At 40.1% G+C, this 22,969-nt stretch carries 25 protein-coding genes; 6 read left to right on the top strand and 19 right to left on the bottom strand.

Going from position 1 to position 22,969, the window contains the following annotated elements; all coding sequences use genetic code 11:
• Window positions 1-46 precede the first annotated feature (46 nt).
• A complete protein-coding gene (locus ACFX4X_RS03440) occupies window positions 47-427 on the bottom strand; it encodes a Spx/MgsR family RNA polymerase-binding regulatory protein (RefSeq protein WP_061464051.1) in 381 nt (126 codons plus the stop codon).
• A 214-nt stretch (window positions 428-641) separates the two neighbouring features.
• Between ACFX4X_RS03440 and ACFX4X_RS25520 the strand changes: the two genes are divergently transcribed.
• Together ACFX4X_RS25520 and ACFX4X_RS03425 are read left to right on the top strand one after the other, a co-directional pair.
• The gene (locus ACFX4X_RS25520) at window positions 642-1,343 is read left to right on the top strand and encodes a helix-turn-helix transcriptional regulator (protein ID WP_061464052.1); all 702 of its coding nucleotides are present in this window, start codon (window positions 642-644) and stop codon (window positions 1,341-1,343) included.
• An 85-nt stretch (window positions 1,344-1,428) separates the two neighbouring features.
• A complete protein-coding gene (locus tag ACFX4X_RS03425; protein ID WP_377381553.1) occupies window positions 1,429-1,671 on the top strand; it encodes a DUF2626 domain-containing protein in 243 nt (80 codons plus the stop codon).
• A 55-nt stretch (window positions 1,672-1,726) separates the two neighbouring features.
• On the opposite strand, the gene ACFX4X_RS03420 is transcribed toward ACFX4X_RS03425, so the two are convergent.
• Complete coding sequence (locus ACFX4X_RS03420; protein ID WP_284470231.1) at window positions 1,727-2,824, bottom strand: class I SAM-dependent methyltransferase; 1,098 nt, start codon at window positions 2,822-2,824, stop codon at window positions 1,727-1,729.
• Between the two features lie 326 nt (window positions 2,825-3,150).
• Window positions 3,151-3,777, bottom strand: a complete 627-nt coding sequence (locus ACFX4X_RS03415) for an MBL fold metallo-hydrolase (protein WP_061464054.1) — start codon at window positions 3,775-3,777, stop codon at window positions 3,151-3,153.
• Between the two features lie 231 nt (window positions 3,778-4,008).
• Between ACFX4X_RS03415 and ACFX4X_RS03410 the strand changes: the two genes are divergently transcribed.
• The gene (locus ACFX4X_RS03410) at window positions 4,009-4,182 is read left to right on the top strand and encodes a DUF2759 domain-containing protein (protein WP_081108857.1); all 174 of its coding nucleotides are present in this window, start codon (window positions 4,009-4,011) and stop codon (window positions 4,180-4,182) included.
• Between the two features lie 41 nt (window positions 4,183-4,223).
• Here ACFX4X_RS03410 and ACFX4X_RS03405 read toward each other — a convergent pair whose 3' ends face one another.
• The 5 genes from ACFX4X_RS03405 to ACFX4X_RS03385 form a co-directional block, all read right to left on the bottom strand.
• Complete coding sequence (locus ACFX4X_RS03405) at window positions 4,224-5,396, bottom strand: YqgU-like beta propeller domain-containing protein (RefSeq protein ID WP_284470229.1); 1,173 nt, start codon at window positions 5,394-5,396, stop codon at window positions 4,224-4,226.
• Window positions 5,397-5,562: 166 nt separating this feature from the next.
• Complete coding sequence (locus ACFX4X_RS03400; protein WP_089361513.1) at window positions 5,563-6,729, bottom strand: M14 family metallopeptidase; 1,167 nt, start codon at window positions 6,727-6,729, stop codon at window positions 5,563-5,565.
• Between the two features lie 158 nt (window positions 6,730-6,887).
• A complete protein-coding gene (locus tag ACFX4X_RS03395) occupies window positions 6,888-8,741 on the bottom strand; it encodes an LTA synthase family protein (protein ID WP_377381547.1) in 1,854 nt (617 codons plus the stop codon).
• Between the two features lie 188 nt (window positions 8,742-8,929).
• Window positions 8,930-9,901: an ROK family glucokinase gene (locus tag ACFX4X_RS03390; RefSeq protein WP_377381854.1), complete on the bottom strand. Its 972-nt coding sequence runs from the start codon at window positions 9,899-9,901 to the stop codon at window positions 8,930-8,932.
• 14 nt (window positions 9,902-9,915) lie between these two features.
• The gene (locus ACFX4X_RS03385; RefSeq protein ID WP_061464059.1) at window positions 9,916-10,125 is read right to left on the bottom strand and encodes a YqgQ family protein; all 210 of its coding nucleotides are present in this window, start codon (window positions 10,123-10,125) and stop codon (window positions 9,916-9,918) included.
• Window positions 10,126-10,363: 238 nt separating this feature from the next.
• Here ACFX4X_RS03385 and ACFX4X_RS03380 point away from each other — a divergent pair, with 238 nt between their 5' ends.
• Entirely contained in the window at window positions 10,364-11,221 is an 858-nt protein-coding gene (locus ACFX4X_RS03380) for a hypothetical protein (protein ID WP_377381544.1), read from the top strand.
• On the opposite strand, the gene ACFX4X_RS03375 is transcribed toward ACFX4X_RS03380, so the two are convergent.
• The 5 genes from ACFX4X_RS03375 to ACFX4X_RS03355 form a co-directional block, all read right to left on the bottom strand.
• The gene (locus ACFX4X_RS03375) at window positions 11,216-12,754 is read right to left on the bottom strand and encodes a rhomboid family intramembrane serine protease (RefSeq protein ID WP_377381542.1); all 1,539 of its coding nucleotides are present in this window, start codon (window positions 12,752-12,754) and stop codon (window positions 11,216-11,218) included. The genes ACFX4X_RS03380 and ACFX4X_RS03375 overlap by 6 nt on opposite strands.
• Before the next feature lie 172 nt (window positions 12,755-12,926).
• Window positions 12,927-13,115 (bottom strand): hypothetical protein, encoded by a 189-nt coding sequence (locus tag ACFX4X_RS03370; protein WP_061464062.1) that lies wholly within the window; start codon window positions 13,113-13,115, stop codon window positions 12,927-12,929.
• Between the two features lie 78 nt (window positions 13,116-13,193).
• Window positions 13,194-13,766, bottom strand: a complete 573-nt coding sequence (locus tag ACFX4X_RS03365) for a 5-formyltetrahydrofolate cyclo-ligase (RefSeq protein WP_377381539.1) — start codon at window positions 13,764-13,766, stop codon at window positions 13,194-13,196.
• Between the two features lie 195 nt (window positions 13,767-13,961).
• On the bottom strand, window positions 13,962-14,111 hold the full coding sequence (gene rpmG / locus ACFX4X_RS03360; RefSeq protein WP_028391797.1) for a 50S ribosomal protein L33: 150 nt from the start codon (window positions 14,109-14,111) through the stop codon (window positions 13,962-13,964).
• Window positions 14,112-14,228: 117 nt separating this feature from the next.
• Entirely contained in the window at window positions 14,229-14,837 is a 609-nt protein-coding gene (locus ACFX4X_RS03355; protein ID WP_061464064.1) for a hypothetical protein, read from the bottom strand.
• A gap of 427 nt (window positions 14,838-15,264) precedes the next feature.
• On the opposite strand from ACFX4X_RS03355, the gene ACFX4X_RS03350 reads away from it, so the two are divergent.
• Together ACFX4X_RS03350 and ACFX4X_RS03345 are read left to right on the top strand one after the other, a co-directional pair.
• Window positions 15,265-15,654: a hypothetical protein gene (locus tag ACFX4X_RS03350; protein ID WP_377381536.1), complete on the top strand. Its 390-nt coding sequence runs from the start codon at window positions 15,265-15,267 to the stop codon at window positions 15,652-15,654.
• A complete protein-coding gene (locus ACFX4X_RS03345) occupies window positions 15,647-16,102 on the top strand; it encodes a hypothetical protein (RefSeq protein WP_317777839.1) in 456 nt (151 codons plus the stop codon). The genes ACFX4X_RS03350 and ACFX4X_RS03345 overlap by 8 nt, the downstream gene beginning before the upstream one ends.
• A gap of 70 nt (window positions 16,103-16,172) precedes the next feature.
• Here ACFX4X_RS03345 and phoU read toward each other — a convergent pair whose 3' ends face one another.
• The 6 genes from phoU to ACFX4X_RS03315 all read right to left on the bottom strand — a co-directional run bounded on the left by phoU (window position 16,173) and on the right by ACFX4X_RS03315 (window position 22,943).
• Entirely contained in the window at window positions 16,173-16,826 is a 654-nt protein-coding gene (gene phoU / locus ACFX4X_RS03340) for a phosphate signaling complex protein PhoU (protein WP_377381533.1), read from the bottom strand.
• Window positions 16,827-16,846: 20 nt separating this feature from the next.
• Window positions 16,847-17,674: a phosphate ABC transporter ATP-binding protein PstB gene (gene pstB / locus ACFX4X_RS03335; RefSeq protein ID WP_377381530.1), complete on the bottom strand. Its 828-nt coding sequence runs from the start codon at window positions 17,672-17,674 to the stop codon at window positions 16,847-16,849.
• 15 nt (window positions 17,675-17,689) lie between these two features.
• Window positions 17,690-18,568 (bottom strand): phosphate ABC transporter permease PstA, encoded by an 879-nt coding sequence (gene pstA, locus ACFX4X_RS03330; protein WP_061464070.1) that lies wholly within the window; start codon window positions 18,566-18,568, stop codon window positions 17,690-17,692.
• A 3-nt stretch (window positions 18,569-18,571) separates the two neighbouring features.
• Complete coding sequence (pstC, locus tag ACFX4X_RS03325) at window positions 18,572-19,471, bottom strand: phosphate ABC transporter permease subunit PstC (RefSeq protein ID WP_061466147.1); 900 nt, start codon at window positions 19,469-19,471, stop codon at window positions 18,572-18,574.
• Between the two features lie 138 nt (window positions 19,472-19,609).
• Window positions 19,610-20,572: a PstS family phosphate ABC transporter substrate-binding protein gene (locus ACFX4X_RS03320; protein WP_377381526.1), complete on the bottom strand. Its 963-nt coding sequence runs from the start codon at window positions 20,570-20,572 to the stop codon at window positions 19,610-19,612.
• 202 nt (window positions 20,573-20,774) lie between these two features.
• The gene (locus ACFX4X_RS03315) at window positions 20,775-22,943 is read right to left on the bottom strand and encodes a peptidoglycan D,D-transpeptidase FtsI family protein (protein WP_377381523.1); all 2,169 of its coding nucleotides are present in this window, start codon (window positions 22,941-22,943) and stop codon (window positions 20,775-20,777) included.
• Window positions 22,944-22,969 lie beyond the last annotated feature (26 nt).

Here is a 22,969-nt window from a genome sequence, read left to right as displayed (position 1 = left end):
CCTGCTTAAGAATAAAAAAATCCTCGAAAAAATTTCGAGAATCGATTTACATGCTCATTTTTAAATCAAGCCTTTGTGAAACCAAATTTCTTAATGCGTCCTCATTATGACCAATCACCAGTTTTTTCCCGTCGATGAGGATGGGCCTTCTTAATAACTTCGGTTCTTTTGTTAATAATTGGATGACATCAGAAAGCATCATTTCGTCAATATTAACATGTAAGCTTTTGTAAGCTTCACTTCTTGTTGCTAAGACTTCATCAAGTCCTTCCGTTGTCAATTCAAGAATTCTTTTTAATTCTGCTTCTGTTGGAGTCTCTCTGAATAAATGTCGCTCATCGAAGGAAACATGATTGGCTTTTAACCATTTTTTTGTTTTTCGGCAAGATGTACAACTTGGGTACGAAAAGAAAGTTAACTGTTCCATACTAATCCTCCCCGTTCACATTTTGTATATATTTATAATATTTATAACAATTGTATAACATTTGTATAATTATTGTACATCTATTTACCTTATAAGACCGTTTAAATTGTGAATTTTTTTTAAACTAAGAGGAGTTTGCCATATCTTTTATTCCATTTTTTTCTGCCTGCATTATAATGAACATAGTTAAACTATGGAACCGCAGGAGGAAATAATGGAACAAACGTTAAAAATAACAAACGTGTTAGCAGATCCCACCAGATATTATATATACCAACATATTGTGGACAATCATGGGGATGTATCCGTACAGCAAATCGCCGATTCCTTTAAAATCCATCCAAATGTTGCCCGTCTACATTTGTCAAAACTGGAGGATGTGGATTTGTTGACATCTGATGCCCGTAAGACGGGGAAAGGCGGTCGCCCTAGCAGACTTTATCGTTTGTCTGATAAAGTCATTCAGCTTCATTTTCCATATAGGGACTATCAACTGCTTTCAAGGATTGCAATCCAGACGATGATGAAATTAGGGGAACAAGGAAAACAAGCTCTTTATGAAACGGGAAAAGTATTCGGAGAGGAATTGATCAATCAGCAACTAGCATTGAACTCAACGCCGATTGATAGACTTGCTTTTGCGGAAAGAGTCAACATGCTTAAAAATGCTGCCACCATTGCTGGGTTATCACCCGAAATACAAGCTAGCGAAGAAGAAAATAAAATATACTTTCGTATCTTCAATTGCCCATTTAAGGAAGTTACCGAAGTAGAGCCAGGTACAATCTGTTCCATGCACAATTCATTTTTAAAAGGTATGTTCGAAGCCTTGTTTGACAATGTCAATATTGTGGAATTAGAAAATATGATGTCTAATTGCACAACGTGCTCTTATCAGGCATCGGTTCTCACATAGAAACAAAAGGCATCCTTTACATTACCTTACAATTTCATTTATAATTATTTAGAATGTACACGACTAGACATAAGGAGGGATTCGGATGGAACGCATGTTCAGAGTATGTGGATTTTGGACAGGGATTATGGCAATTTTCTTTTATCTTGGCCATATGCATCAAACGTCTTTACTTTTCTTTGCACAAACCGGCTTTTTTGTACTTTTAAGTTATTTGAAATTATCTGAGCGCATGTATATTTATGTTTTCAGCGCCTATCTTACCGTTTTCTTTGCAGGATTTTCCTACTGGAGCGTATTTATGATGACTCCGGGTACTGCCCATTAAGAACAAGCAATATTACATAACCCATGAATTTTGAATTCATGGGTTTTTACTGTCCTCATTCAGGAAGGATCCTTGCTTCTTCAGCTAAATTCTTCGATTGAAGCAGCACTCTGAAATGTTCACTATATCCCCCTGGAAAGATTAGCCCCCGAATTGCACGGTTACGCTTCGCCGTCTCGGAAAATGGATCAGTCTCTTTGTGGTCCTTCAATTCCTCAAGGATCCCTGTTTTAAGCAGGAATTCATTTTGAATATAAAGCCCCTTATCGGAAAATCCCCTTCCTTTTCCAATTTCAATTAATGTGTCAAAATGGATATGTGTCGTCAAATCCATATCACCTGGATACATAAGTGGATCTTTAATCATTTCATGCTGATAATAGCCCCTCAAGCTCCCTTGAAGATGAGCTGGCTCCTTCCATTCCCTTTCGGTATAACCATAATCTATTGTAAGGAGAATACCTGATTCGATACGGGAAACGATCTTCTCATATTCCTGGACCATTTTTAGCGGAACTTCGTATCGTTGTTTTTCAATTAGCGTGATAGTCCGTTCTGTAAGGTAAGAGAGTATGTCAGGGTTGACCAATGGTTCCCTCACTTCCACCAAATCGCCTTCCTTTTCAGTGACGAATATCTCTACAAGGGCCCCGTCATACTTTTCAATGACATGTACAGGCAAAGCATCGAAAAGTTCGTTTGAAAAGACGATTCCATTTACACTCGTCCAACTTTCTAAACTGGCAGCAGAAACTGCCTGTTTGAACATCCCCACACGTTCTTGCTGAATCTTTCTGTGATACGGACTGCCATCCACAAGGATATAAGTCAGAGATTCCCATATCAGCGGTTCCGTTTCTTTAATGAAAACGAGGATATCATAAGCCAACTTACCGTCTCCTGCGCCTACTTCGATGATTCTTGGCGATACTCCGCACATTTTTATCAAATAAACGAACCATCTGGCCAGTGACCTCCCAAATGCATCCCCAACATTACCGGACGTATAAAAATCCCCTTTTGAGCCAATCTTCTTTTTTTGACGCACATAGTAGCCTATATTTGGTGTATACAAAACAGCATCCATATAATCATGATAGGAAATTCCCTTTTGGGGGCTGATTGCAATCAATTCCTTCAAGTGATCTTTCAACACAATGCCTCCGTCTCTATTAATTCATATATATATTTAAAGTTCATAAAATGTTCAATTTTTCATGACAACGTTCATAAAAGGTGCAGCATTATCAATGAATGTTTCCCCTTTAAAATAGGCATTTTCAAAGTAAGAAATATTCCACTCCCAGGAAGGCCCTTAAATTCCCGTGAGCCTCTTCATCACCCGCCATTCCCAAATCACGAAAAGAGACAAAATGTTTTTTATATTCAGTATAGTCCCGGAAATGATCCATTTCAATATTTTTACATTATAAGAATTTAAAATAAAACAGGTGCCATCTATGGCACCTGTAATAGTCATTATCTCAAAAAGGGATTGGTATTCTTTTCATCTAAAATGGTCGTGACAGGCCCATGACCGGGAAAAACGATGGCATCATCAGGAAGTGTCAGCAGCTTCGTATCAATGCTTTTCAACAGCACTGCCTCGCTTCCGCCTATTAAATCAGTTCTGCCAACGCTTCCCTGGAACAAGACGTCCCCTGAAAAGAGGAGACGTTCCTCCTTCACATAATACGAAACGCTCCCTGGAGAGTGTCCGGGGGTTTCGAATACTTCAAAAGTGAATCCACCAATAGTAAGTTCCTGCTCATTTGCCAGGATATGATCGGCAGGCTTCATTCGCATTGGATTTTCAGGGAACCAGTTTTGGGAACCATTCAAAGCGGGATCAAGCAGCCACTTAGCCTCTTTTTCGTGAATATATGCTGGGATCTCATAATAATCCCGAATAGCATCAAGGGCACCGATATGGTCAAAATGTGCATGTGTCAATAAAATCGCTAAAGGCTTTAATTTTTTTGTCTGTATGTACTGTATGATTTTCTGAGGCTCTTCACCCGGATCGAAAATGATGCAATCCTGTCCATTGGAAACTACATAACAATTCGTTTGCAGCGGTCCTAGAGGAATTTGTGTCCATTTCATTTCCATCACTCCAATATGATTTTCTATCTACATCTTACACCAATTCACGCACTAATGTTAATCCAGTTTACTCAAGTCATAGAAGTATCACCTTTTAAACCTCGACAAATAATTAAAAAAATATTAAGATATTAACAAATGCAATCTTTTCTACATATTTTTGGTAGTTGCTTTATTCTCTGGGTATATTATTAGAGATTAGGTATTCATTACGAAAAAGGGGGTTTTGATATGATATTAATGGTTGTTTTCGGACTTGTGGCTATCTTAGGGCTGGCAGCTGTATTTACCACATTAAAAAAGAGAAACTTCTTAGGATTCATTTTTGCAGCCGGCAGTGCAGTCGTGTTTGGCTGGTTCACTGTCATGACTGTCATCAACAGCGGTTTTCCTGTTGCCCATTAAAGAAAAAGCTCGCCATCCGGCGAGCTTTTGTATTTAGGTCATTATGTTTGTTTGAACAATCTTTGTATTTGATGGGTTTTCATATCAATCATTTTCTCAAATTGATATCCATATAAGCAGAGGTTGCCATCAAGCGAACAGCTTAATGGTTCATTTTCCATGTCCTTCATCAATTCTTCTTGTGTGCCTTTTGCCCAATTAAATTTAGTTAAGGTAAACCTTCCCTCATATTGGTCTGCATCTTTTGATTCATTAGGAATAAACGTTATGAATTCCTTATTTTTTTCAATGATATCATAAGATGGAATCACCCAATCTGAAAAGCTTTTCAATAGTGGCACGGAAAAAGAGTGGATCGGCTTGTTTGTTGAATCATAAAAGGCATATGTACCCCGATCTTGTTTTTCTGTCTCCACTTGAATCGTCATCAGCGCTTGTTTCATTTTTTTAAAGTGAATGACATCGAGCATAAGGCTGTCCGCCCCGTCACCATTCAGCGCCTTTCTTTCTAAGGGAGCCGTCAAAGCAGGTTCTTCCTTATCCCAATCGAGAAACATCAATTCCTTTTCGCCTGCCCATTGTGCAAAGGGCTGCGGAAAGTCCAATGTTTCCATCGTTTGATCATCTGGATTCAACACATAGCTGCTGTATGTCCAGTCTTCATAAAAACTCGATAAAAACAACATGCCATCTTGATATGAATTCCACTCATAAGCTAATTCATAAGCTGGGATTGAAACCGAATAAAGCGGATTTCCTGTTTTATCAAGTATTGTGATTGATGCTTTCCCCGAAGATGTGAAGGACGATACCAAAATATGCGTACCAGACGGACTGATTGATACTTCGGAAAACGCAAAAGCCGGCTGATAGAAAACGGAAGTGTCATTCGTCTCCAAATTCCATGCCATCAACTGGGATATTTTACTACCATCCCGCTTCACAGAATATAAAATGGTTTTAGAATCCAGCCATCCATAAATGGCTTCGATTTTTTCCGTTTCTGCAGTCGGGACCTTTAAATTGCTTACTGAAGTTTCCAGTTTAGATTGGGAGTGTTCTTTTTCCGTATCATTTACGGGTTTACTAAGGTCCTTGGAAGGCTCACAAGCCGTGATAAGAAGGATAGTGGAGATAAATAATGGGATGAAACACAACATCTTACAGATGGAAAGCCGCATACAAAGTGCTGCTTTTGATACTTTAATCCCCACACACCTCCCACTTCAAAAATAAACGCCTGGCATATGTGAGCGAGACATTAGAAAGAGAGTAAGGATTACCAATCGAACCCTTACGACTTTCATTATAAAGTAAAAAAGAGAAAAAGTGGCGATTAATTACCTTGTATTTTTTTGGAAGTATATTAGAAAAATGTCATCACATATACAAGCCTGCCATCAAAATCTTAACGGTATCTTTATATATACCAGGTAAATGGGATAAGGGAAGTGGATTGATGCCTTTTCCCAGCTCAATTGTGAACCCGCCACGTTTAAATTCCTGAATGAACCAATCTTTATACCCAGCATGGCTGTCAATGTATTGAACCGCCCGATATCCGCTGCGCTCCTCAAACTCCCTTGCAACATTCGCCGCCTGTTCAGGTTCATGTCCTTCATATCCCCAATAAAATTCCTTTCCCTGTGTGTGAAGTGCTAGCACTCTTTCAAAATTCCGTCTTTTTGCCAGCTCCTTCATGGCCAATGCTTCTGGCTCTGATAAAGCGGTCTCTCCTGGATAATCCCTCGGAGCAGGGGCTTTAGGAATTTTCCTTTGCTTTTCAATCTCCCAATTGGCCGGATATTGATTATTCAGGTCTACACCACGGATATTGGCTTTCCAAGCATAAAAGGCAGGATTACCATTATTCATTTTTAATACATCAAATTTCCCCTCTGCCGCCTCCTCCCCCTTTAGGACTAGCTCGACTCCATCAGGATTCACCATTGGAACCATCGAAATAGTAACTTCCCGATAGAAAGGCATACAATCCATTCCGCATAATGTACGATCATTCGTTACTGCCAACAGCAAATCATTCAGCCATTTCATCAAGACCGCCGATGTGATCCATTCATTTGCATGAAATGAACCATTATAATGTATGAGCTTATCACCTTTACCGACCCTCACCTCATGAAGTTCTTTTCCTAATACACTCCTCCCAATCGATTCAACTTTTATGAAGGGATAATGAAAAGAAAGAATATCAAGGTCGTCAAGAAGTGTTTGATAATCATATGGCTTTTCGGTGACAAGCATGGGATGCATGACTCTGACGGGTACGGAAAATGGTTTTTGTTCACCTTGATTCAACAACAATATCGCATCGATTGGCAATTGAGACTGTAAAGCGATATCGGAAAAATCGATATCTAGCCGGGACTCTTCTTGAATAACGAACCCCGGTATTTGCACCTCCATGCCATTTGGCAAAATCCCTCCCGTAATGGAGGGATTTGCATCCTCAATCAAGACACGTGGAATTTGGAACAATTGACTATAATATGCCAAATCGTCCCCGCTTCTGCTTACGACTTTCATTCAGCCTCCGCCCCTTTCATTGTTTAATCTTTATGAAACGAAAGGCCGAAAGATGTTCAGGAAGTCTCCCGTGTTTCAAATTGAATGGTGATCCTCCTTTAATGGTGCCGATTCTCCTCACAAAAACAAAAAAACCTGGATTAGCCAGGTTTCCATTTTCAACGTTGCTCATAAAATCGAAGCAAGTCGCCATATATTATTTTATCGGAGTAATTAAGTTCCTGCTTCGCCTTTTCTAAATACTTCTCACATGGACTCTTGTCCGTCGCCGTTCCGGTCTTTTTATCATAGCAGGTATCCATCGTATACAGATGATCCTTCGTGATGAAGCTGCTATCGCGAAGAACGGTGAATTCTATTTTCTCTTCGGAAAATAAATCTTTGCCGAATTCGATATAATCATCATTTTCAACGCCCAATAAATGCAGGAGTGTCGGCCTTACATCAATTTGGCCGGAAACGGTGGAAATCGTTTTTCCCTTCTGTCCGGGGACATGTATGATCAGCGGGACACGCTGAAGTTGGATGGATTCGAACGGCGTGATTTCCTTACCCAGGAACTGGCTCATGGCAGAGTTATGATTTTCCGAAATACCATAATGGTCCCCATATAGTACAATAATCGAATTCTCATATATTCCATCGCGTTTCAAATCGCCGATAAATCGTTCCAAGGCTTCGTCCGTATAACGTACGGTCGGAAAATACCGATTCAAGGTTTTGGAATTTGAATCGTATGGTTCCAATGATCGGTCTGCTTCATTCAAAGTGAATGGGAAATGATTGGTTAACGTTATGAATTTGGCATAAAAAGGCTCCGGCATCCCCTTCAAGTGAGCAATTGATTGCTTGAAGAACGATTTATCATTCAAACCCCAATTGATGGAATTCCTTTCAGAGACCTTGTATTCATCACTATCATAAAACCGCTGGTACCCAAGAGAATCGTACATCATGTCACGATTCCAAAAGCTTTTATTATTGGCATGCAAGGAAGCCGTATAGTAACCTTTTTCCGTTAAGATTTCGGGGGTGGCTTTGTATTCATTTTGGGAATGCGTGAAAAATACTGCACCTCTACCTAAAGGATAAAGGGAATTCTCAATAATGAATTCTGAATCAGATGTTTTCCCCTGGCCAGTTTGGTGATAAAAGTTATTGAAATAATAGCTCTCTTTAATGAATTCATTCAGAAAAGGAGTGATTTCTTCCCCGTTCACTGTTTTATTGATGACAAAGCTTTGAGTGGATTCCAATGATACAAGAATCACATTTTTGCCTTTTGCCAGACCATATAGATCATCATTAACCGCTTTTTGATTGGAACGGATATAATTTTCAATTTCCGCCAATTCACTGCCATCCGCAAGGGCGCGTTGAGCTGATGATTTCGTCTGTAATATTGCATCATAGAGATGATAATGGTACGTACCAATATTCTTAACGAGGATTTCGCGGTCAAACGTTCGTGTCAGGAGTTCAGGACGCTCCGCTTCCGCTAAAGCTAAATTAAAGAATGTCACTCCCAAAGTCATTAACACTAAGAATTTACGATCCTCTGGATTGTATGAACGATCGTGGAATATTTTCGGTTTGTATTTGACCAAAAGCATCAAGAAAATAATATCGGCAAAATACAAAAGGTCACTCAGATTGATCAATTCATGTACACTGCTTCCAAGGTCGCTCATATTGCTCGTTTGAAAAAGAACGGGAATGGTTAAAAAGTCATTGAAAAAGCGAAAAAAAACAAGGTTGGCAAACAGGACAAGGGTGATGAAAAAACTCATGATCAATAAGTATGCTGTCCGCCTTTTTTCTTTTAAAAATATATTTACGCTAAGGGTAAGTAATAGGAAACTGACCGGATTGATGAATAATATGAACTCCTGGACCCAATTTTCAATATCTATCTCAAAACTCGTTTTATAAGCAATGTATGTTTTAAGCCAAAGCGATATTAATAGGACCCAAAACAATGAGTATCCTTGATTTTTGAAGACCCTTTTCACTCCTGGTCCCTCCTCATTGAAGAAGCGCTGGCGCTATGAACCAGAGCGTTTCAATCATGGGTCATGGTTCTTCTCTCCCGCAATGCAAAATCAGGAACGATTGGACCTGCCCCTTAAAGTTGTTAAACTGTCTGAAAATTACATCTACTTTTCTTATACCCCTGTTTGCCACAGGGCCACGCAACGGATCAAGTATTCAATTGGCTTTTGATAAGCCAGGCTGCACCTATTACCCCTGCATCATTGCCTAGTGTTGCCAGGCTGATTTTCGTTGATTTACTAACCCGTTTGAATGCATACTTTCCAAAGGCAGAACGGACAGTATCAAGCAGAATGTCCCCCGCTTGTGAAACGCCCCCGCCAATGACGATTTTATCTGGATTCATCACATTCCCAACATGTGATAGTGCTAACCCTAGGTAATTGCCTACCTTATCTACCACAGCCGTGGACAAAGGATCACCTGCTGCAGCGCATTGGAATAACAATTTGGAAGTAACCACATTTCCCTCGTCGACTTTCTGCTGAAGCATTGACTTTTCATCGGCATTATCCAAGGCCTCTAAAGCCATACGGACGATTCCCGTTGCTGAAGCGACCGTTTCCAAACAACCTGTCTTGCCGCAATTGCACGGCGCCCCGCCGTCTGTTATGACCGTTATATGGCCCACTTCTCCAGCAGCACCACTAATACCATGGACAATTTGCCCATTATGGATGATCCCGCCGCCTACACCCGTACCTAAAGTGACACAAACGAGGTCTTTGGCGCCATTACCCGCACCTTTCCACATTTCTCCCAAAGCTGCCATATTGGCATCATTATCGATCACCGCAGGGAGAGATGTCTCCACTTCCAATAAATCTTTTAAAGGATAATCTTTCCAGCCTAGATTGACGGCTTCATATATGGAACCACTTACAAAATTCACAGGGCCGGGGGCACCCATTCCTATCCCAACTATCTTACTCTTCGGTTCATTAAGTTCCACGAGCTTCGCATCAATCGCTTTTGCTATGTTAATCGTAATGAATTTGCCCTTTTCGGAGATGTCCGTGCTGATTTCCCATTTATGAATAATCTCTCCGTATGAATTGATCAGAGCCAGTTTGGTAGTTGTACCGCCTAAATCTACACCCATCAGCCACTTTTCCATCATTCTCACCTTTTTTATCATTTTTTTTTCTTTTTTTCCCTTTCAAGAGACAATTGCTGCCTAATTAAAAGGATTGCCATTTGATAATCTTTCGTATCCATCATCTGCATACGGTGGATTTCCCTGATTTCAGCTTCCATCAGTTCAAGCTCGGCTAGCCGATCACCAATATAAATAAATGTACCGAATCTTTTCAAGTATTGTTGAAGATCATAATATGTTTTCATAGTTAGCCTCTTTAGTCTTTTATATAGGAAAGTATATCGAATCAGCCTCTTTACAACAAGCGTGCATTTCCTCTTTTGATAATTTTACCCATCCCCCTCATACATGTCCAACTCTATTCATATGATGAAATATCAGAATGTGAACGCCTAATGAGGACTCTCTCGATTTGATTTAAAAATTTGGAACAACTTAATATTTTTTAAAATCATTCATCGTACGTGAAAACGGAGGGGAAAAATGAAACTACAATTGAAGTATACCGTCTTTTTAGTCTTAACCACCCTTTTTGTCATCCTTTACTTTGCAAATAATAGACAGGCAGAGGAAACCATTATTTTTTTTCCCATCGATTCCTCGCTCCATTTTGAACATGCTTCCACCCACCTTACACCGAAGGGTACCGGGGGTTCCACCTATTCCATCACTTGGAAGGTGAATTCTGCGTTGGACCAGCCTGCTTATTTACGTCAGGACGTATCGCTCTTATACAAAAATGGAAAATTGGCCGGAGCTTTAAAAAATTGGCGGCAAAATAAACAAGAACTCTCTCAAAAAGCGGAATCTAAAGAAAGGGAGAGCGGGCGTTACGAAGCGGTAACATTTCATTATGCCGAGGTTCATCCGGCTGACACAATTTTCACCAGTGCACAGCAGCTCAGTAAAGACAAACTTTATACAGTAACGTCACCAGTTTTTCAATATTTCCATCGTCCCCTTTCAGAAGAACAGATTCAATGGAAAAAAACGCTGGACGGTTTGACTGATCAAACGGTTCAAAATGGTTTGGAGAAAGCAGGTCAAGCATTTCAAGTTAATCTGGATCAGTACAATATCATCTCATTGACGGACCTGCCCTCAAAAAAAAATCAATGGCTTTCCGCCTTCCCCCAATTCAAACGGGAAGAAATTGTGGGAAAGCTATGGGAGGGGCTTTATAAAAATTATGTGTTAGGCATTAAAAAGGAGGATGGATCCACTGTGAGTCCACAAGGAAGCACCATCCCCCAATTGCTTATGGCGAAGAATCAGGGTGAAATACTTGTCTTGTTTACCCTGAAAGACGGTACCCCAATCATGCTACGTCAAAAGTTATAATCGCTTTTCAATTTCTGCCAACAGTTTAATATATGACTTTTTATCCGGGGCTAGCTCAATAGCCTTTTCAGCTTGCTCCTTAGCTTTGTCGAATGATTCGAGCTTCATGTAGACTAAGGCCAGATTGTAATGCGCTCCATGCAAATCCGGATTACTTTCAATCGCTTTTTCATAATAATCCCTTGCTTTGTATAAGTCGTCTTTATCAAAAGATAAATTCCCAAGCATAAAAAGCGATAGTGGTGCATCTGGGTTTTCATCCACATAATTGAATAACATCTCTTCTGCTTTATCTTCTTCTGCATCATCAATGTACTTTTGGGCTAGCATGGCCATGGTATTATCATCTATAGCTGCATTGCTCTGATGTTTAAAACCAAATTGAAGCATGCCATAGGTCAGTATCGCAGTTCCTATTAAAAAAGCCAGCTGCCGAAAGAGATTCCTGGTTTTTGGCAGATGGACCACTCCAGCAGCCAAGAACCCGCCAACCAACCCTCCGATATGCCCTGCATTGTCAATTCCCGAAACGGTGAAACCATATATCAGGTTAATGATAATTAACGCGATCACCGTTGAGCCCATCGAGCGCATGAATAATTTTGGATAGACGATGCCAAAGTACAGAAGGGCCCCAAAACAGCCAAAAATGGCGCCGCTCGCCCCTGCCGAAAGATTCGGGGTCATGATGAAGCTGCCTAGAGTTCCGGCGAAACCTGCGAATATATAGATAAAAAGGAACCTGGCATTACCGTAAATCCTTTCTACTTCAGCACCAATCAAATACAATGAAAATGTATTCATCAGTAAATGAATGAACCCAATATGGATGATCATCGGTGTAAAGAACCGCCACCATTCCCCTTGTATGATATAAGGGGAATATTTAGCGCCAAACTCAATCAAAGTCTTGGAGTTGGTGCTGCCTCCATTAAACTCCATCAAGATGAACATAGCTATTTGTATCGCTATGAATATATATGTAAAGAATGGCTTATTTGCATTTTGAAATACTTTCTGCTCAGCCTTAGCCTTTTTGACTGACTCCGAGATGGCGTCTTTCTTTACTGCGAGAACCTTTTCCTCATCTATTTCATTTTCTTTAAGAACTTGAATTGAAAGTGGTTTCTTCAAAACATGCTCAAGGTTTTGCAACGAATCATGAAATGATTCACAAGTAAGAATAAACGTGTTAACATTCGTTTTTTTAAAGGAAGCCACCTGTAAACTAAAGTCATGATCATCGACTGGGGCAAATTTACTAACATAGATGCTTAGTATGTCTATGGGCTTTTTGTATAATTTCCTCCTGATTCTTTCCCCATTCTGCAGTGTTCGGTCGATATCACGTTTCAGCCAATTAGCCCAATCCAAATCATGTCGAATGAGCCTGATGACTGGAAACTCCTTATTCTTATCGCTCTCAAGCCAAATCTCCTGATGGTTTTCCGTGACAGTGATCATTCGATAATCATAATGGGCCGACAATTCCCTTGTGGTTTCCCAAAACAAATAATCCTCTTTAAATCCCAATGCCTTCCCCACTTTCCAATGAATCTTAAGCTTCTAAAATTCCTGTTTCTTTAATTAAAACTATAGACGAAATGATGAAAAAAGTAAAAAGGAGACTGTTTTCCCCTCCACTCTCCCCCTCCTTATAAAAAAAGGAACCCTTGAGAGGTTCCTTTTTAAGATGCCGGCATCATCATTTGGTCTGACTGAACATGCTTTGCATCATTTTATCCCTGAACATTGGCATATCCAAGGACTTAGTCACTAGAAATCTTCTCAGTATGCCGTTAGAAAGCACAGCATTTATCAGGCGGTACCGGTTTTGATAACCTGCATAAACCACTAAACCAACCAAGAAGATTTGAATAATTAATCGAAGCATAACAATCCCTCCTAGCATTAGTTTGATACAGGAAAGGATTTTTATGAGCTAAAAGTGATAATTAATAAATTTCTTCTTCTAATGGGCGTACGTGCGTAAAACCCTGGAAGGGGTAATGAGTTTGCTTACCGCTATATCATGAACCTCTATCGGGAGTTCATCCAAAAATTGAAGGTCGTATGCAAGGGCCATTGTAGCACCTCGGTAATATGAGAGGAAGCGGTCATAATAGCCACCACCAAAGCCTAGGCGATACCCTTCTTTGGTAAAGGCAAGACCGGGTACGATCAATACGTCCAATTCCTCTTTGAGAGCCTTGGCAGTTTCAGCCACTGGTTCAAGCAATCCATAATAAACAGACTCCAGCTGATTGAAGGAGGAAATCTTTTTGAATTCCATTGTCTTTTTTTCAGGGTCACACTTGGGCACTGCCACTTCTTTCCCTTCACTCCATGCTTGTTCAATGATCCGTACCGTTGGAACTTCAGGTGGAATGGAGATGGTGATGCCAATGGTTTTAGCTTTTTTCCATTCCTCCAGTGAAAATAAGTTTTCAGCGATTCTGCTCGATAGTTCTTCATGTTCCACTTTGGTCAGTTCCATTAAACGGGACCTAACTTCTTTGCGGAGCTTATTCTTGTTTTCTCTCATCTCTTCCGACTCCTTTAGTCTACTTCTATTATTATCTCATAATATTTGTTCAATTACGAAAATACGAAGCGGGAAGTTGCCTAATCATTAGTACATTCTGAAAATATTCACTAAATGGGCAACGGACCCTAAAGGAAAGATAGAAAGAAGGTATTAAAAAAATGCAAAAAAAAACAACAGGAAAAATCCTGTTGCTTACTTTGTTTCACGGTGAGTCGTGCTGCGTTTTTCTCTTGAGCAGTATTTTTTAAGCTCAAGACGGTCTGGATTGTTACGTTTATTTTTTTTAGAAATATAGTTACGGTCTCCACATTCAGTGCAAGCTAATGTAATATTTACGCGCATTGTGTATTTCCCTCCAAACATATTGACTTTTTCACATAGGACTTTTCTATAATATCATTATTCAATGCGAATTGCTAGTATGTTTTTTGGGAAAACCAACATTAACTTTTTTTAATTTTAATTGTTCACGTTTTGCATCGTCAGAAGAAGCTGATTATTTATGACTTTCGCTTCTTCTTTCGTTTCAGCATGAATGACCCAAGCCACAGCTTCTATACATTCCTTAGGTAAGATTTCCGTCTCTAATGTAAACACGCTGGTAACTTCCCCTTTGGCAAGCGGTGAATAAGCCAGGAGCCCTTCTTTCAGTGATTTGAAGCATCCCTCTTGATAAAGGCTTCCCTTACCTTGGATGCAATATTGAGAGATGCTTTTCCCTTTCACCAATCCACCCAGTAAGGCAATCGATTGAGGTGCTACATGTAAAATCGCCCGTTCATTCGGGCTGTAAAAAGCCACCGCCTGTCTTTCGAAAGCGTTTTCATAGTGAAAAAACACTTTAGGACGCTTAGTCTCAAATGAAGTATTCCTAATCGTGAACTTCGAAAAGGTCACCTGACCCTGGGTATAAGTTTGCGAAAGTGTCCGGATCTCTCCATTAGGATGACTCATCATGTCTTCCTCAGGATACCAATCAAAACTCTCATCCATCCATAACCCAGCCTTTAATCCCTTACGATATAGATCCTGGTTATCCTGCGGCATATATGCGAATAGCGAATTCATATAATCATCCCTTCCCCTTTTTTATCCTTATATAACTTATCATTAGGCGCTGACAGTGAAACTTTCCACTTAGAATCTGCACACCATTTTCTTATCTTATAGGTTCGCTGATTTTTAACTATTCATAATATTTCGTCTTTTCTTTTTATTCTATCTTTATGTTAGCACTGAATTGGCTGATGGACAATAAACACTTTTTGTCGAATTTTATGTAAGTTATCTTTTAAAGGTTTTTTTCCCGTTTTCATGCCTGAATTTTTTTCTTCATCGATAGTCATGAGGCTTTTCGACAATAATTTGAAACCAAACAGACAATTAATGTAGTTTATTGCCATATCCAAGATTTAAAAATATGAAAATCTCCAATTTTTTAAAAATATGTGTAAAATATAAGTATATGTCGAAAATTATCTTCTGAGGTGTAAACATGGAAATCCTTATCATCCTTCTTTTTTCATTAGCGATCATCATTCTTATCATTTCCTTTATCAGTAAAGATAAAGTTGCCAAATTAGAAGAAGATTTAGAACAGATGACCATAACCTATATGCAGGATATCTACCAATTAAAGAAGAAAGTGAAAATTCTTGAAGAGGAATTCATTATCCAGGATGACCCGATTCCTCCTTTAAAGACTAAATCACCTGCCACTTCCAATGATATCGAACCCATTCATGAAATTCTAAAAAGCCAGGTTCTATCCTTATATAGCCAAGGTCTTTCTTTGGACCAAATCGCAAAACAATCCTCGTTAACAAAGGAACAAACCATCTCAGTGATCAAGCAACAAAGATTGCGGGTGAATAAAGATGAATAAAGCAAGACTGCAAGGCCTTTCCGCCGGTATCATCCTTACAACAACAATCTTTACAGGATTTTATTACGGTACCGGAATAATCGATGGTACCACTCCGACTACGGAGGAAGCTAAGGAATTGCTAGAGAATGAGGGATTTGTCGTTTCACTTCCTATCGAGGAAGCTAAAAGAACTGTCCATCAGTCAAAGGATGCGGATAAAGAAATAAAGGAGAAAGAAGCTTCAAAAAAAGATCACTCCATCGTCTCCTATACAATGGAAGTGAAAGCGAATATGACCACAAGCGAAATTGCCAATAGGCTTTCAAAGGAAAAGGTCATCGATGATGCTGCAGGATTTGAAGCTTATATGAATGAACATGATTTCGCAAAAAAAGTTCAAATCGGCGAGTTTGTGGTTACGAATAATATGACATATAGACAATTGGCCCACACTTTGACACATTAATGAATAAGAGAGACTTTTAAATGGACGATGTCCGAGAAAAAGCCTCTCTTTATTTCAATTAGGATTGGGTTCATTCATTCCTGCTGACATATCTCCCTCTTACTAGGAAATAAATATTCTCTGCGATATTCGTTGTATGATCAGCCGTTCTTTCTAAATATCGGGCAATTAAGGAAAGCTGTGTGATCTGCTGAATGTTTTTTTCATCTGAAAGCCGAAGGAGACCTCGAATCATCTCTCCATAATAGCGATCGACCTCATCATCCATTTCAATGATTTCTCTTGAAAGTACAACATCTTCCTTCTCAAATGCTTCTATCGAAAGTTCAATCATCTTTAGGGTAATATCATGCATCTGCTTTAAAGGTGTTAAAGGCAGAATAAATGGCTGGTCACCGATTCGGATGGCCGATTTAGCGATATTGACCCCAAAGTCCGCCATCCGTTCAATATCTGAAGCTATTTTTATGGCAGCGATGATACGCCGTAAATCAATCGCAACTGGCTGTTGCTTAGCAATCAGTAAAATAGCAAAGTCATTAATTTCCTCTTCCAGCAAATCAGCTATTGTATCATCATCAATAACTTCAAGAGCCTCTTCAACATTCTTGTTTTCCAGTGCGGTAAATGATTTTGAAATGGCGCCGGAAGCTAAATTGGCCAGTTCCACGATTTTCCCTTGTAACTCTTTCAATTGAAGCTCGAAATTTTCACGAACGATCATTATCGCATCTCCCTTTCTCTTTAACCGAAACGTCCGGTAATGTAATCTTCTGTTCTTTTATCATTCGGATTAGAGAAGATGGTATTGGTATCAGAGTATTCGATGACTTCTCCATTTAAAAAGAAGGCTGTTCTATCAGAGATACGTGCTGCCTGCTGCATGTTATGGGTAACGATTATGATGCTGAATTCCTTTTTCATTTCTTGGACCAATTCTTCTATTTTCAAAGTGGAAATCGGATCAAGAGCAGAAGTCGGTTCATCCATTAATATGACATCCGGCTCGATTGCCAAACATCTGGCGATACAAAGTCGCTGTTGCTGTCCACCTGAAAGTCCATATGCATTTTCATGAAGGCGGTCTTTCACTTCATTCCAAATCGCTGCACCTTTTAAACTTTTTTCAACGATTTCATCAAGGATTCTTTTATTTTTGATACCATGGATCCTTGGTCCGTATACAACATTTTCATAAATTGATTTAGGAAAGGGATTAGGCTTTTGAAAGACCATCCCCACCTGTGTCCTTAAATCTTCCACCTTATAGGACTGATCGAGGATATTCCTGTTCCTATATTTAATCTGACCTGTCGTTTTAACATCCGGAACCAGTTCAATCATTCGGTTCAATGTTTTGATATAGGTGGATTTCCCACATCCTGAAGGCCCGATGATGGCAGTCACTTCATTTTGATGCATATCAAGATTAATATTTTTCAAAGCATGGTTTTCACCGTACCATAAATTGAGATTGGACGTTTCATACACCTTTTCCGTCAAGACATCGGACTCGACATTTTCGATCCCGATTGCCGGTGACTTTTTTTCTCTCGTTAAGGTCATATTCATGCTTCCTTCCTCCCATCAATATCTTTTCTGGAATTTATTCCTAATTAAAACCGCTATTGAATTCATGAAAATTAACAGGAAGAGCAAAACGATGATTCCCGCTGCAGCAACCTGCTGGAATTCCTCCTGTGGACGAGATGTCCAATTATAGATTTGCATTGGCAGCACTGTAAATGTATCCATGACCGTTTGAGGCAAAAAGGCGATGAACATCGGTATGCCAACCACCACCAATGGCGCCGTTTCACCGATTGCCCGCGACAATGCAAGTATTCCACCAGTTAAAATGCCAGGTATAGCAGCCGGGAGGACCACTTTCAATATTGTCTGCCACTTTGTTGCACCCATTCCAAATGAAGCTTCCCTTAAATCACGAGGTACGGCACGTATGGCCTCTTGGGCAGCTACTATGATGACCGGGAGAACGAGAAGACTCATGGTCAAGCCTGCTGCCAATATGGACCGGTCCAAGGCTAGTGCCCGGACGAAAACCGTTAAGCCCAGCAGTCCAAATACAATTGACGGGACACCTGCCAGATTGGAAATATTCACTTTGATAAAAGTGGTGATCCAATTCTTTCTGGCATATTCCTCTAAATAAATCGCCGTTCCGACACCAAGCAGCAGGGAAACTGGAGCCACGACTACCATCAACCATATTGAACCGATTAGAGCTGCTTTTATACCAGCGTCCTCTGGTTTCCTGGAAGCGAAATTCTGAAGGAAATCCCCATTCAGATGACCAATTCCTTGAGTGAATATCCGATAAAATAAGATGGCCAATACAATGAGGCCAACCAATGTTGCCAAGAAGAATAATCCTTTACAAATCGTGTTAACAGCCAGCCTAACGGGCATTTTTTTTGCAACATGACTTTTGTTTATCAGTTTCATGTCTTAATATTCCTCCCTGAACTTGCGAGAGATGAACTGCGCCAGTAAATTCATGACAAGCGTAAAGACGAACAGTGTCATTCCAACCGCATATATGCTGTAGTAAATCGTTGTCCCATACCCTGCATCCCCCGAACTGACCTGTACGATATAGGCGGTCATTGTTTGGATCGATGAAGTGACATCCATGCTCATATTTGGAGTCGAGCCACCTGCAACACTCACAATCATGGTCTCCCCGATCGCTCTGGATAAAGCAAGAACGATGGATGCCACAATTCCTGAAATGGCTGCTGGCAATACCACTTTAATTGTCGTTTCAAGTTTCGTTGCCCCTAAAGCATATGCACCTTCGCGAATCGACTTCGGCACTGATACAAGGGCATCTTCCGACAAAGAGGCTATCATCGGCATGATCATGATACCTACAACGATCCCAGGACTTAAGGCATTGAACATGTCAAGGGAAGGAAATAAATCCCGCAAAACCGGTGTTACAAAAGTTAAGGCAAAGAAGCCGTAAACGATAGTAGGAATCCCAGCTAAAACTTCTAAAATCGGCTTGATGATTCTCCGTGTATTCTCTGATGCATATTCACTCAAGAAAATGGCTGTTGCAAGCCCTACTGGAACTGCAACCACCGCTGCTATCACTGTTATCTTCAATGTTCCAACGACAAGGGGCATAATCCCATACGAAGGGGTGGATGCAAATGGCAGCCATTTAGCCTCTGTAAAAAATTCGACGATGGAAACTCTGTCAAAGAAGATGAATGTCTCAAATATAAGCGTCAGGATAATCCCGATTGTAGTAAAAACAGAAATTGCCGCAGTAAAGAACAATAGCTTAGGTATGATTTTTTCTATATTTATTTTTTTCTTCCTTTTCTTTTCCAGGATCATTTGCTGTACAGAATAGCTTTCTGTTTTTCTCAGTTCCAACTTGCATCCTCCATTTCAGACACGCAATATTTGGATTTACAAGCTGTTACCCCCGCCTTAAACGAGTCAAGACGGGATTTCAGTAGCCTGTAATATCGATTATTTTTCAAGTTCTTTCAATTTATCAAGATCTTTCTTGTACTCTTCTTCCGGTAGGCTGATATAACCCACTTCTTCAGCAAGCTCTCCAGCATTTTCAATGACGAATTGAGTATAATCTGCCACTTGTTCTTTTTCAGCTACCGACTTATTAGCTACATATGTGTATAGCGGACGTGACAATGGGGCATACTCCCCACTTTTAATCGTTTCATGTGTTGGCTCAACAGCACCCTTGCCGTTGTCGATGGAAACGATCTTTAACTTATCTTTATTTTCTGCATAGTAGGCATAACCGAAGAACCCAATCGCATTTTTATCACCTTCTACACCCTGCACAAGAACATTATCATCTTCTGAAAGCGTAGCATTTTCCACCATTGGTTTTTCGTTAAGGATCACTTCATTGAAATAATCATATGTGCCTGAATCTGTTCCCGGAGAGTAGAATTTAATTTCTTCATTCGGCCATTCGGGACGTATATCAGACCATTTCTTCACCTTGCCATTATCAACCCACAGTTTTTGGAGTTCTTCAACTGTTAGTGAATCGATGAAATCATTATCTTTATTGACGACGATTGAAATCCCGTCAAATGCCAATTTCAACTCTGTATATTTAACTCCCTTTTCATCAAGCATCGTACTTTCTTCTTCCTTGACAGGGCGGGATGCATTGCTTAAATCCGTCTCACCAGCGATGAATTTCTTAAATCCTCCGCCTGTTCCTGATGATCCAACTGATACTTTTACATCAGGTTGTGTAGCCATATATTCTTCTGCAACTGCCTCCATGATTGGAAAGACCGTTGAGGAACCATCCGTAATCACTTCTCCCTGCAGTTTGCCTGATCCTTTTCCTTCACTGCTGCTTGTCTTAGTATCATCGGATCCACAACCCGCCGCAACTGCAATTACTCCACCCATCATTACAGTCATTGCCATACCCTTGAAACGTCTCATTTGTAAATCCCCCTAAGAATTTTATATGAATATTTTGTCCTACAAACACATCATACTTTTAGACTGTGAACCCCATTTGAAGCAAATGTAAATATTCAGTAAATTATTGTGTACGAATTGTAAAGATGCCAAAACTGGATTCATCGCTGCCTAAAAAAAAAACACGTTTTCGGTTTTACCCAAAAACGTGTTTTTAGCCTTTTTATTCATTTTCCTGGCTTTTTCTAACTTCAGCCTGGTCTTTTTGAACGTCTTTACCATTCTCCACTTTCAAATCAGTCGAGGTTTCAGTATTTTCCTTCTTAGCCCGTTCTTTTTTCAGTTTGAAATAAGTATCCATGATTTCTTCACCTATTTCTTTGCTCATGCTGTGGCCCGTATGTCCTTGATATGCCCACGGAACAACGACAGCAAAAGCAACCTCCGGATTTTTAGCAGGTGCATAACCGACAAGCGTGATGTTCATCGTTTTTTGAGGCTCGCTATAATCCGTTCGGTTCGGACCATCATAGAACGCTTGCGCCGTTCCAGTTTTAGCCGCTACCGTATATGGTTTATGACCAAAATACGTATATGCTGTTCCGCCTTGTTCCATCGCAACTTTCTCAAAACCGCTCTGCACACGCTTTATCCAATCTTCCTTCATATCCAGACGATTCATGACTGTCGGTGAAATGTCTTCGTCGACAGGACCCAATTCTTCGTTATTATCAACCGGTTCGCGAATTTCCTTAACCATATGCGGCTTCATGCGATTTCCACCATTCGCAATGGCTGAAACATATTGCACGAGCTGCATTGGTGTATACGTATCATACTGTCCGATTGCAAGGTCAAGCAGCTTACCAGGAGATGTTTCGGAACCTTTGAATCCGCTCATTTCATTCGGCAAATCAATCCCAGTTCGTGTTCCCAAGCCAAACTGGGCAAATGAATTCCGCATGGTTGAAAAGGCACCGGAACTAATATTCAATGGCTCATTTGGGACATATTTCGCACCGGCAATATTAATCGCCGTCCTGAACATATAAACGTTCGAGGATACTTTTAAGGCAGTCAAATCATTAATGTTCCCGAAGTTACTATATGATCCTTTTTCTGGTGTACCTTTGATTTTCAGCTTCGTATCATAAAAGTACGTACCCGGCTGTATCGCACCTTGCTGATAACCAGTTAAAACGGTAGCACCTTTTACGGAAGAACCCATCGTATAGGAAGTCGTGATATTTCCTAATGCAAAGTCCTCTATGGAAGATCTCCCTGTTTTCGGATCCTTCTCATATTTCTTACCAGCCATCGTTAAAACTTCCCCTGTATTGGGATCCATCATGACGACAAAGGCCCTATCCAAGAATTTGGTGTTACCCAATTTCTTCTTGGCAATCAATTGCTTTTCAATGATTTTCTCTGTTGCTAGCTGTAAATCCATATCGATTGTCAATATAAGATCTTTTCCGCGCTGGCCTTCAGTAATCACTTCTGAATCGACTATATTTCCTGATTTATCGGTCACATTCCTTACTTTTGCTTTCTGCCCTTGGAGGATATCTTCATATTGCTGCTCGATATAGCTCTTTCCTACACGGTCATTCCGGCTGTAATCACGTGCCAGGTAATAGTCCAGACTTTCACTAGGCAATCCTTCTTCAGACGAAGAAACTTTACCCAATACAGATTTAAGGGTTTTATTATACGTATAAAAACGATCCCAATCCGTTGATATATCGACCCCAGGAAGCGAATCAAGGTTTTCGCTCACTCTGGCGAATTCTTCCTTCGTCACTTTTTTGTTTTTCACAATCTGTGGAGTAAGCGCATATCCGCTAGCAAATTCCCTGTATATGGCAAGGGTTTCCATATCCTTTTTCGAAAGCTTTGCTTCTTCCTCCGTAATCCTTTTGAGCTGAAGCTTATACAAATCACTCTCTTCCAGCTCGCCCTGTTCGACCTTTTTTCTCTCTTTATCAGTAATTTTTTTGGCGGCCAACTTTGGATGATTTAAAATCCAAAAATCCTTTTTATCACGCTCAGTTACTTTATTCGTATCTTTTTCGATCAACTTCGCGAGTTTCTCAGCCGTTTCCACCATTTCTGTTTGTTTCGTACCTTGCTTTCGTGTATATGTAATTGCATCCAGTGGTTGGTTGTCGACCATCAGTTTTAAATTCCGGTCATACATTTTTCCACGGGGCACCGAATTATTCACGGTCACTTCCTCTGTTTTTTCAATCTCACGCCGGTAATCATCACCATAAACAATCTGTACAACACCCAAGCGTAAAATGAGAACGGAAAACAAAACAAATACTAAAAAGAAAAGAATATTCAATCTGAAAGGCACATGCGTCTTTTTCTTTTTCTTTTTATTCACACTAAGCCACACATCCTTTTTACATA

It is taken from the genome of Peribacillus sp. YIM B13481 (assembly GCF_042787985.1).
In the GTDB taxonomy this organism is placed as follows: Bacteria; Bacillota; Bacilli; order Bacillales; family DSM-1321; genus Peribacillus; species Peribacillus simplex_A.
This window is presented reverse-complemented; position numbering and strand designations above follow the sequence as displayed.

Bases quoted from the DNA above. Each gene is read 5' to 3' on its own strand.
- ACFX4X_RS03440 (WP_061464051.1), bottom strand. From the start codon at position 427: ATGGAACAGTTAACTTTCTTTTCGTACCCAAGTTGTACATCTTGCCGA.
- ACFX4X_RS25520 (WP_061464052.1), top strand. From the start codon at position 642: ATGGAACAAACGTTAAAAATAACAAACGTGTTAGCAGATCCCACCAGA.
- ACFX4X_RS03425 (WP_377381553.1), top strand. From the start codon at position 1,429: ATGGAACGCATGTTCAGAGTATGTGGATTTTGGACAGGGATTATGGCA.
- ACFX4X_RS03415 (WP_061464054.1), bottom strand. From the start codon at position 3,777: ATGAAATGGACACAAATTCCTCTAGGACCGCTGCAAACGAATTGTTAT.
- ACFX4X_RS03410 (WP_081108857.1), top strand. From the start codon at position 4,009: ATGATATTAATGGTTGTTTTCGGACTTGTGGCTATCTTAGGGCTGGCA.
- ACFX4X_RS03400 (WP_089361513.1), bottom strand. From the start codon at position 6,729: ATGAAAGTCGTAAGCAGAAGCGGGGACGATTTGGCATATTATAGTCAA.
- ACFX4X_RS03390 (WP_377381854.1), bottom strand. From the start codon at position 9,901: ATGATGGAAAAGTGGCTGATGGGTGTAGATTTAGGCGGTACAACTACC.
- ACFX4X_RS03385 (WP_061464059.1), bottom strand. From the start codon at position 10,125: ATGAAAACATATTATGATCTTCAACAATACTTGAAAAGATTCGGTACA.
- ACFX4X_RS03380 (WP_377381544.1), top strand. From the start codon at position 10,364: ATGAAACTACAATTGAAGTATACCGTCTTTTTAGTCTTAACCACCCTT.
- ACFX4X_RS03370 (WP_061464062.1), bottom strand. From the start codon at position 13,115: ATGCTTCGATTAATTATTCAAATCTTCTTGGTTGGTTTAGTGGTTTAT.
- ACFX4X_RS03365 (WP_377381539.1), bottom strand. From the start codon at position 13,766: ATGAGAGAAAACAAGAATAAGCTCCGCAAAGAAGTTAGGTCCCGTTTA.
- rpmG (WP_028391797.1), bottom strand. From the start codon at position 14,111: ATGCGCGTAAATATTACATTAGCTTGCACTGAATGTGGAGACCGTAAC.
- ACFX4X_RS03355 (WP_061464064.1), bottom strand. From the start codon at position 14,837: ATGAATTCGCTATTCGCATATATGCCGCAGGATAACCAGGATCTATAT.
- ACFX4X_RS03350 (WP_377381536.1), top strand. From the start codon at position 15,265: ATGGAAATCCTTATCATCCTTCTTTTTTCATTAGCGATCATCATTCTT.
- ACFX4X_RS03345 (WP_317777839.1), top strand. From the start codon at position 15,647: ATGAATAAAGCAAGACTGCAAGGCCTTTCCGCCGGTATCATCCTTACA.
- phoU (WP_377381533.1), bottom strand. From the start codon at position 16,826: ATGATCGTTCGTGAAAATTTCGAGCTTCAATTGAAAGAGTTACAAGGG.
- pstB (WP_377381530.1), bottom strand. From the start codon at position 17,674: ATGAATATGACCTTAACGAGAGAAAAAAAGTCACCGGCAATCGGGATC.
- pstA (WP_061464070.1), bottom strand. From the start codon at position 18,568: ATGAAACTGATAAACAAAAGTCATGTTGCAAAAAAAATGCCCGTTAGG.
- pstC (WP_061466147.1), bottom strand. From the start codon at position 19,471: ATGATCCTGGAAAAGAAAAGGAAGAAAAAAATAAATATAGAAAAAATC.
- ACFX4X_RS03320 (WP_377381526.1), bottom strand. From the start codon at position 20,572: ATGAGACGTTTCAAGGGTATGGCAATGACTGTAATGATGGGTGGAGTA.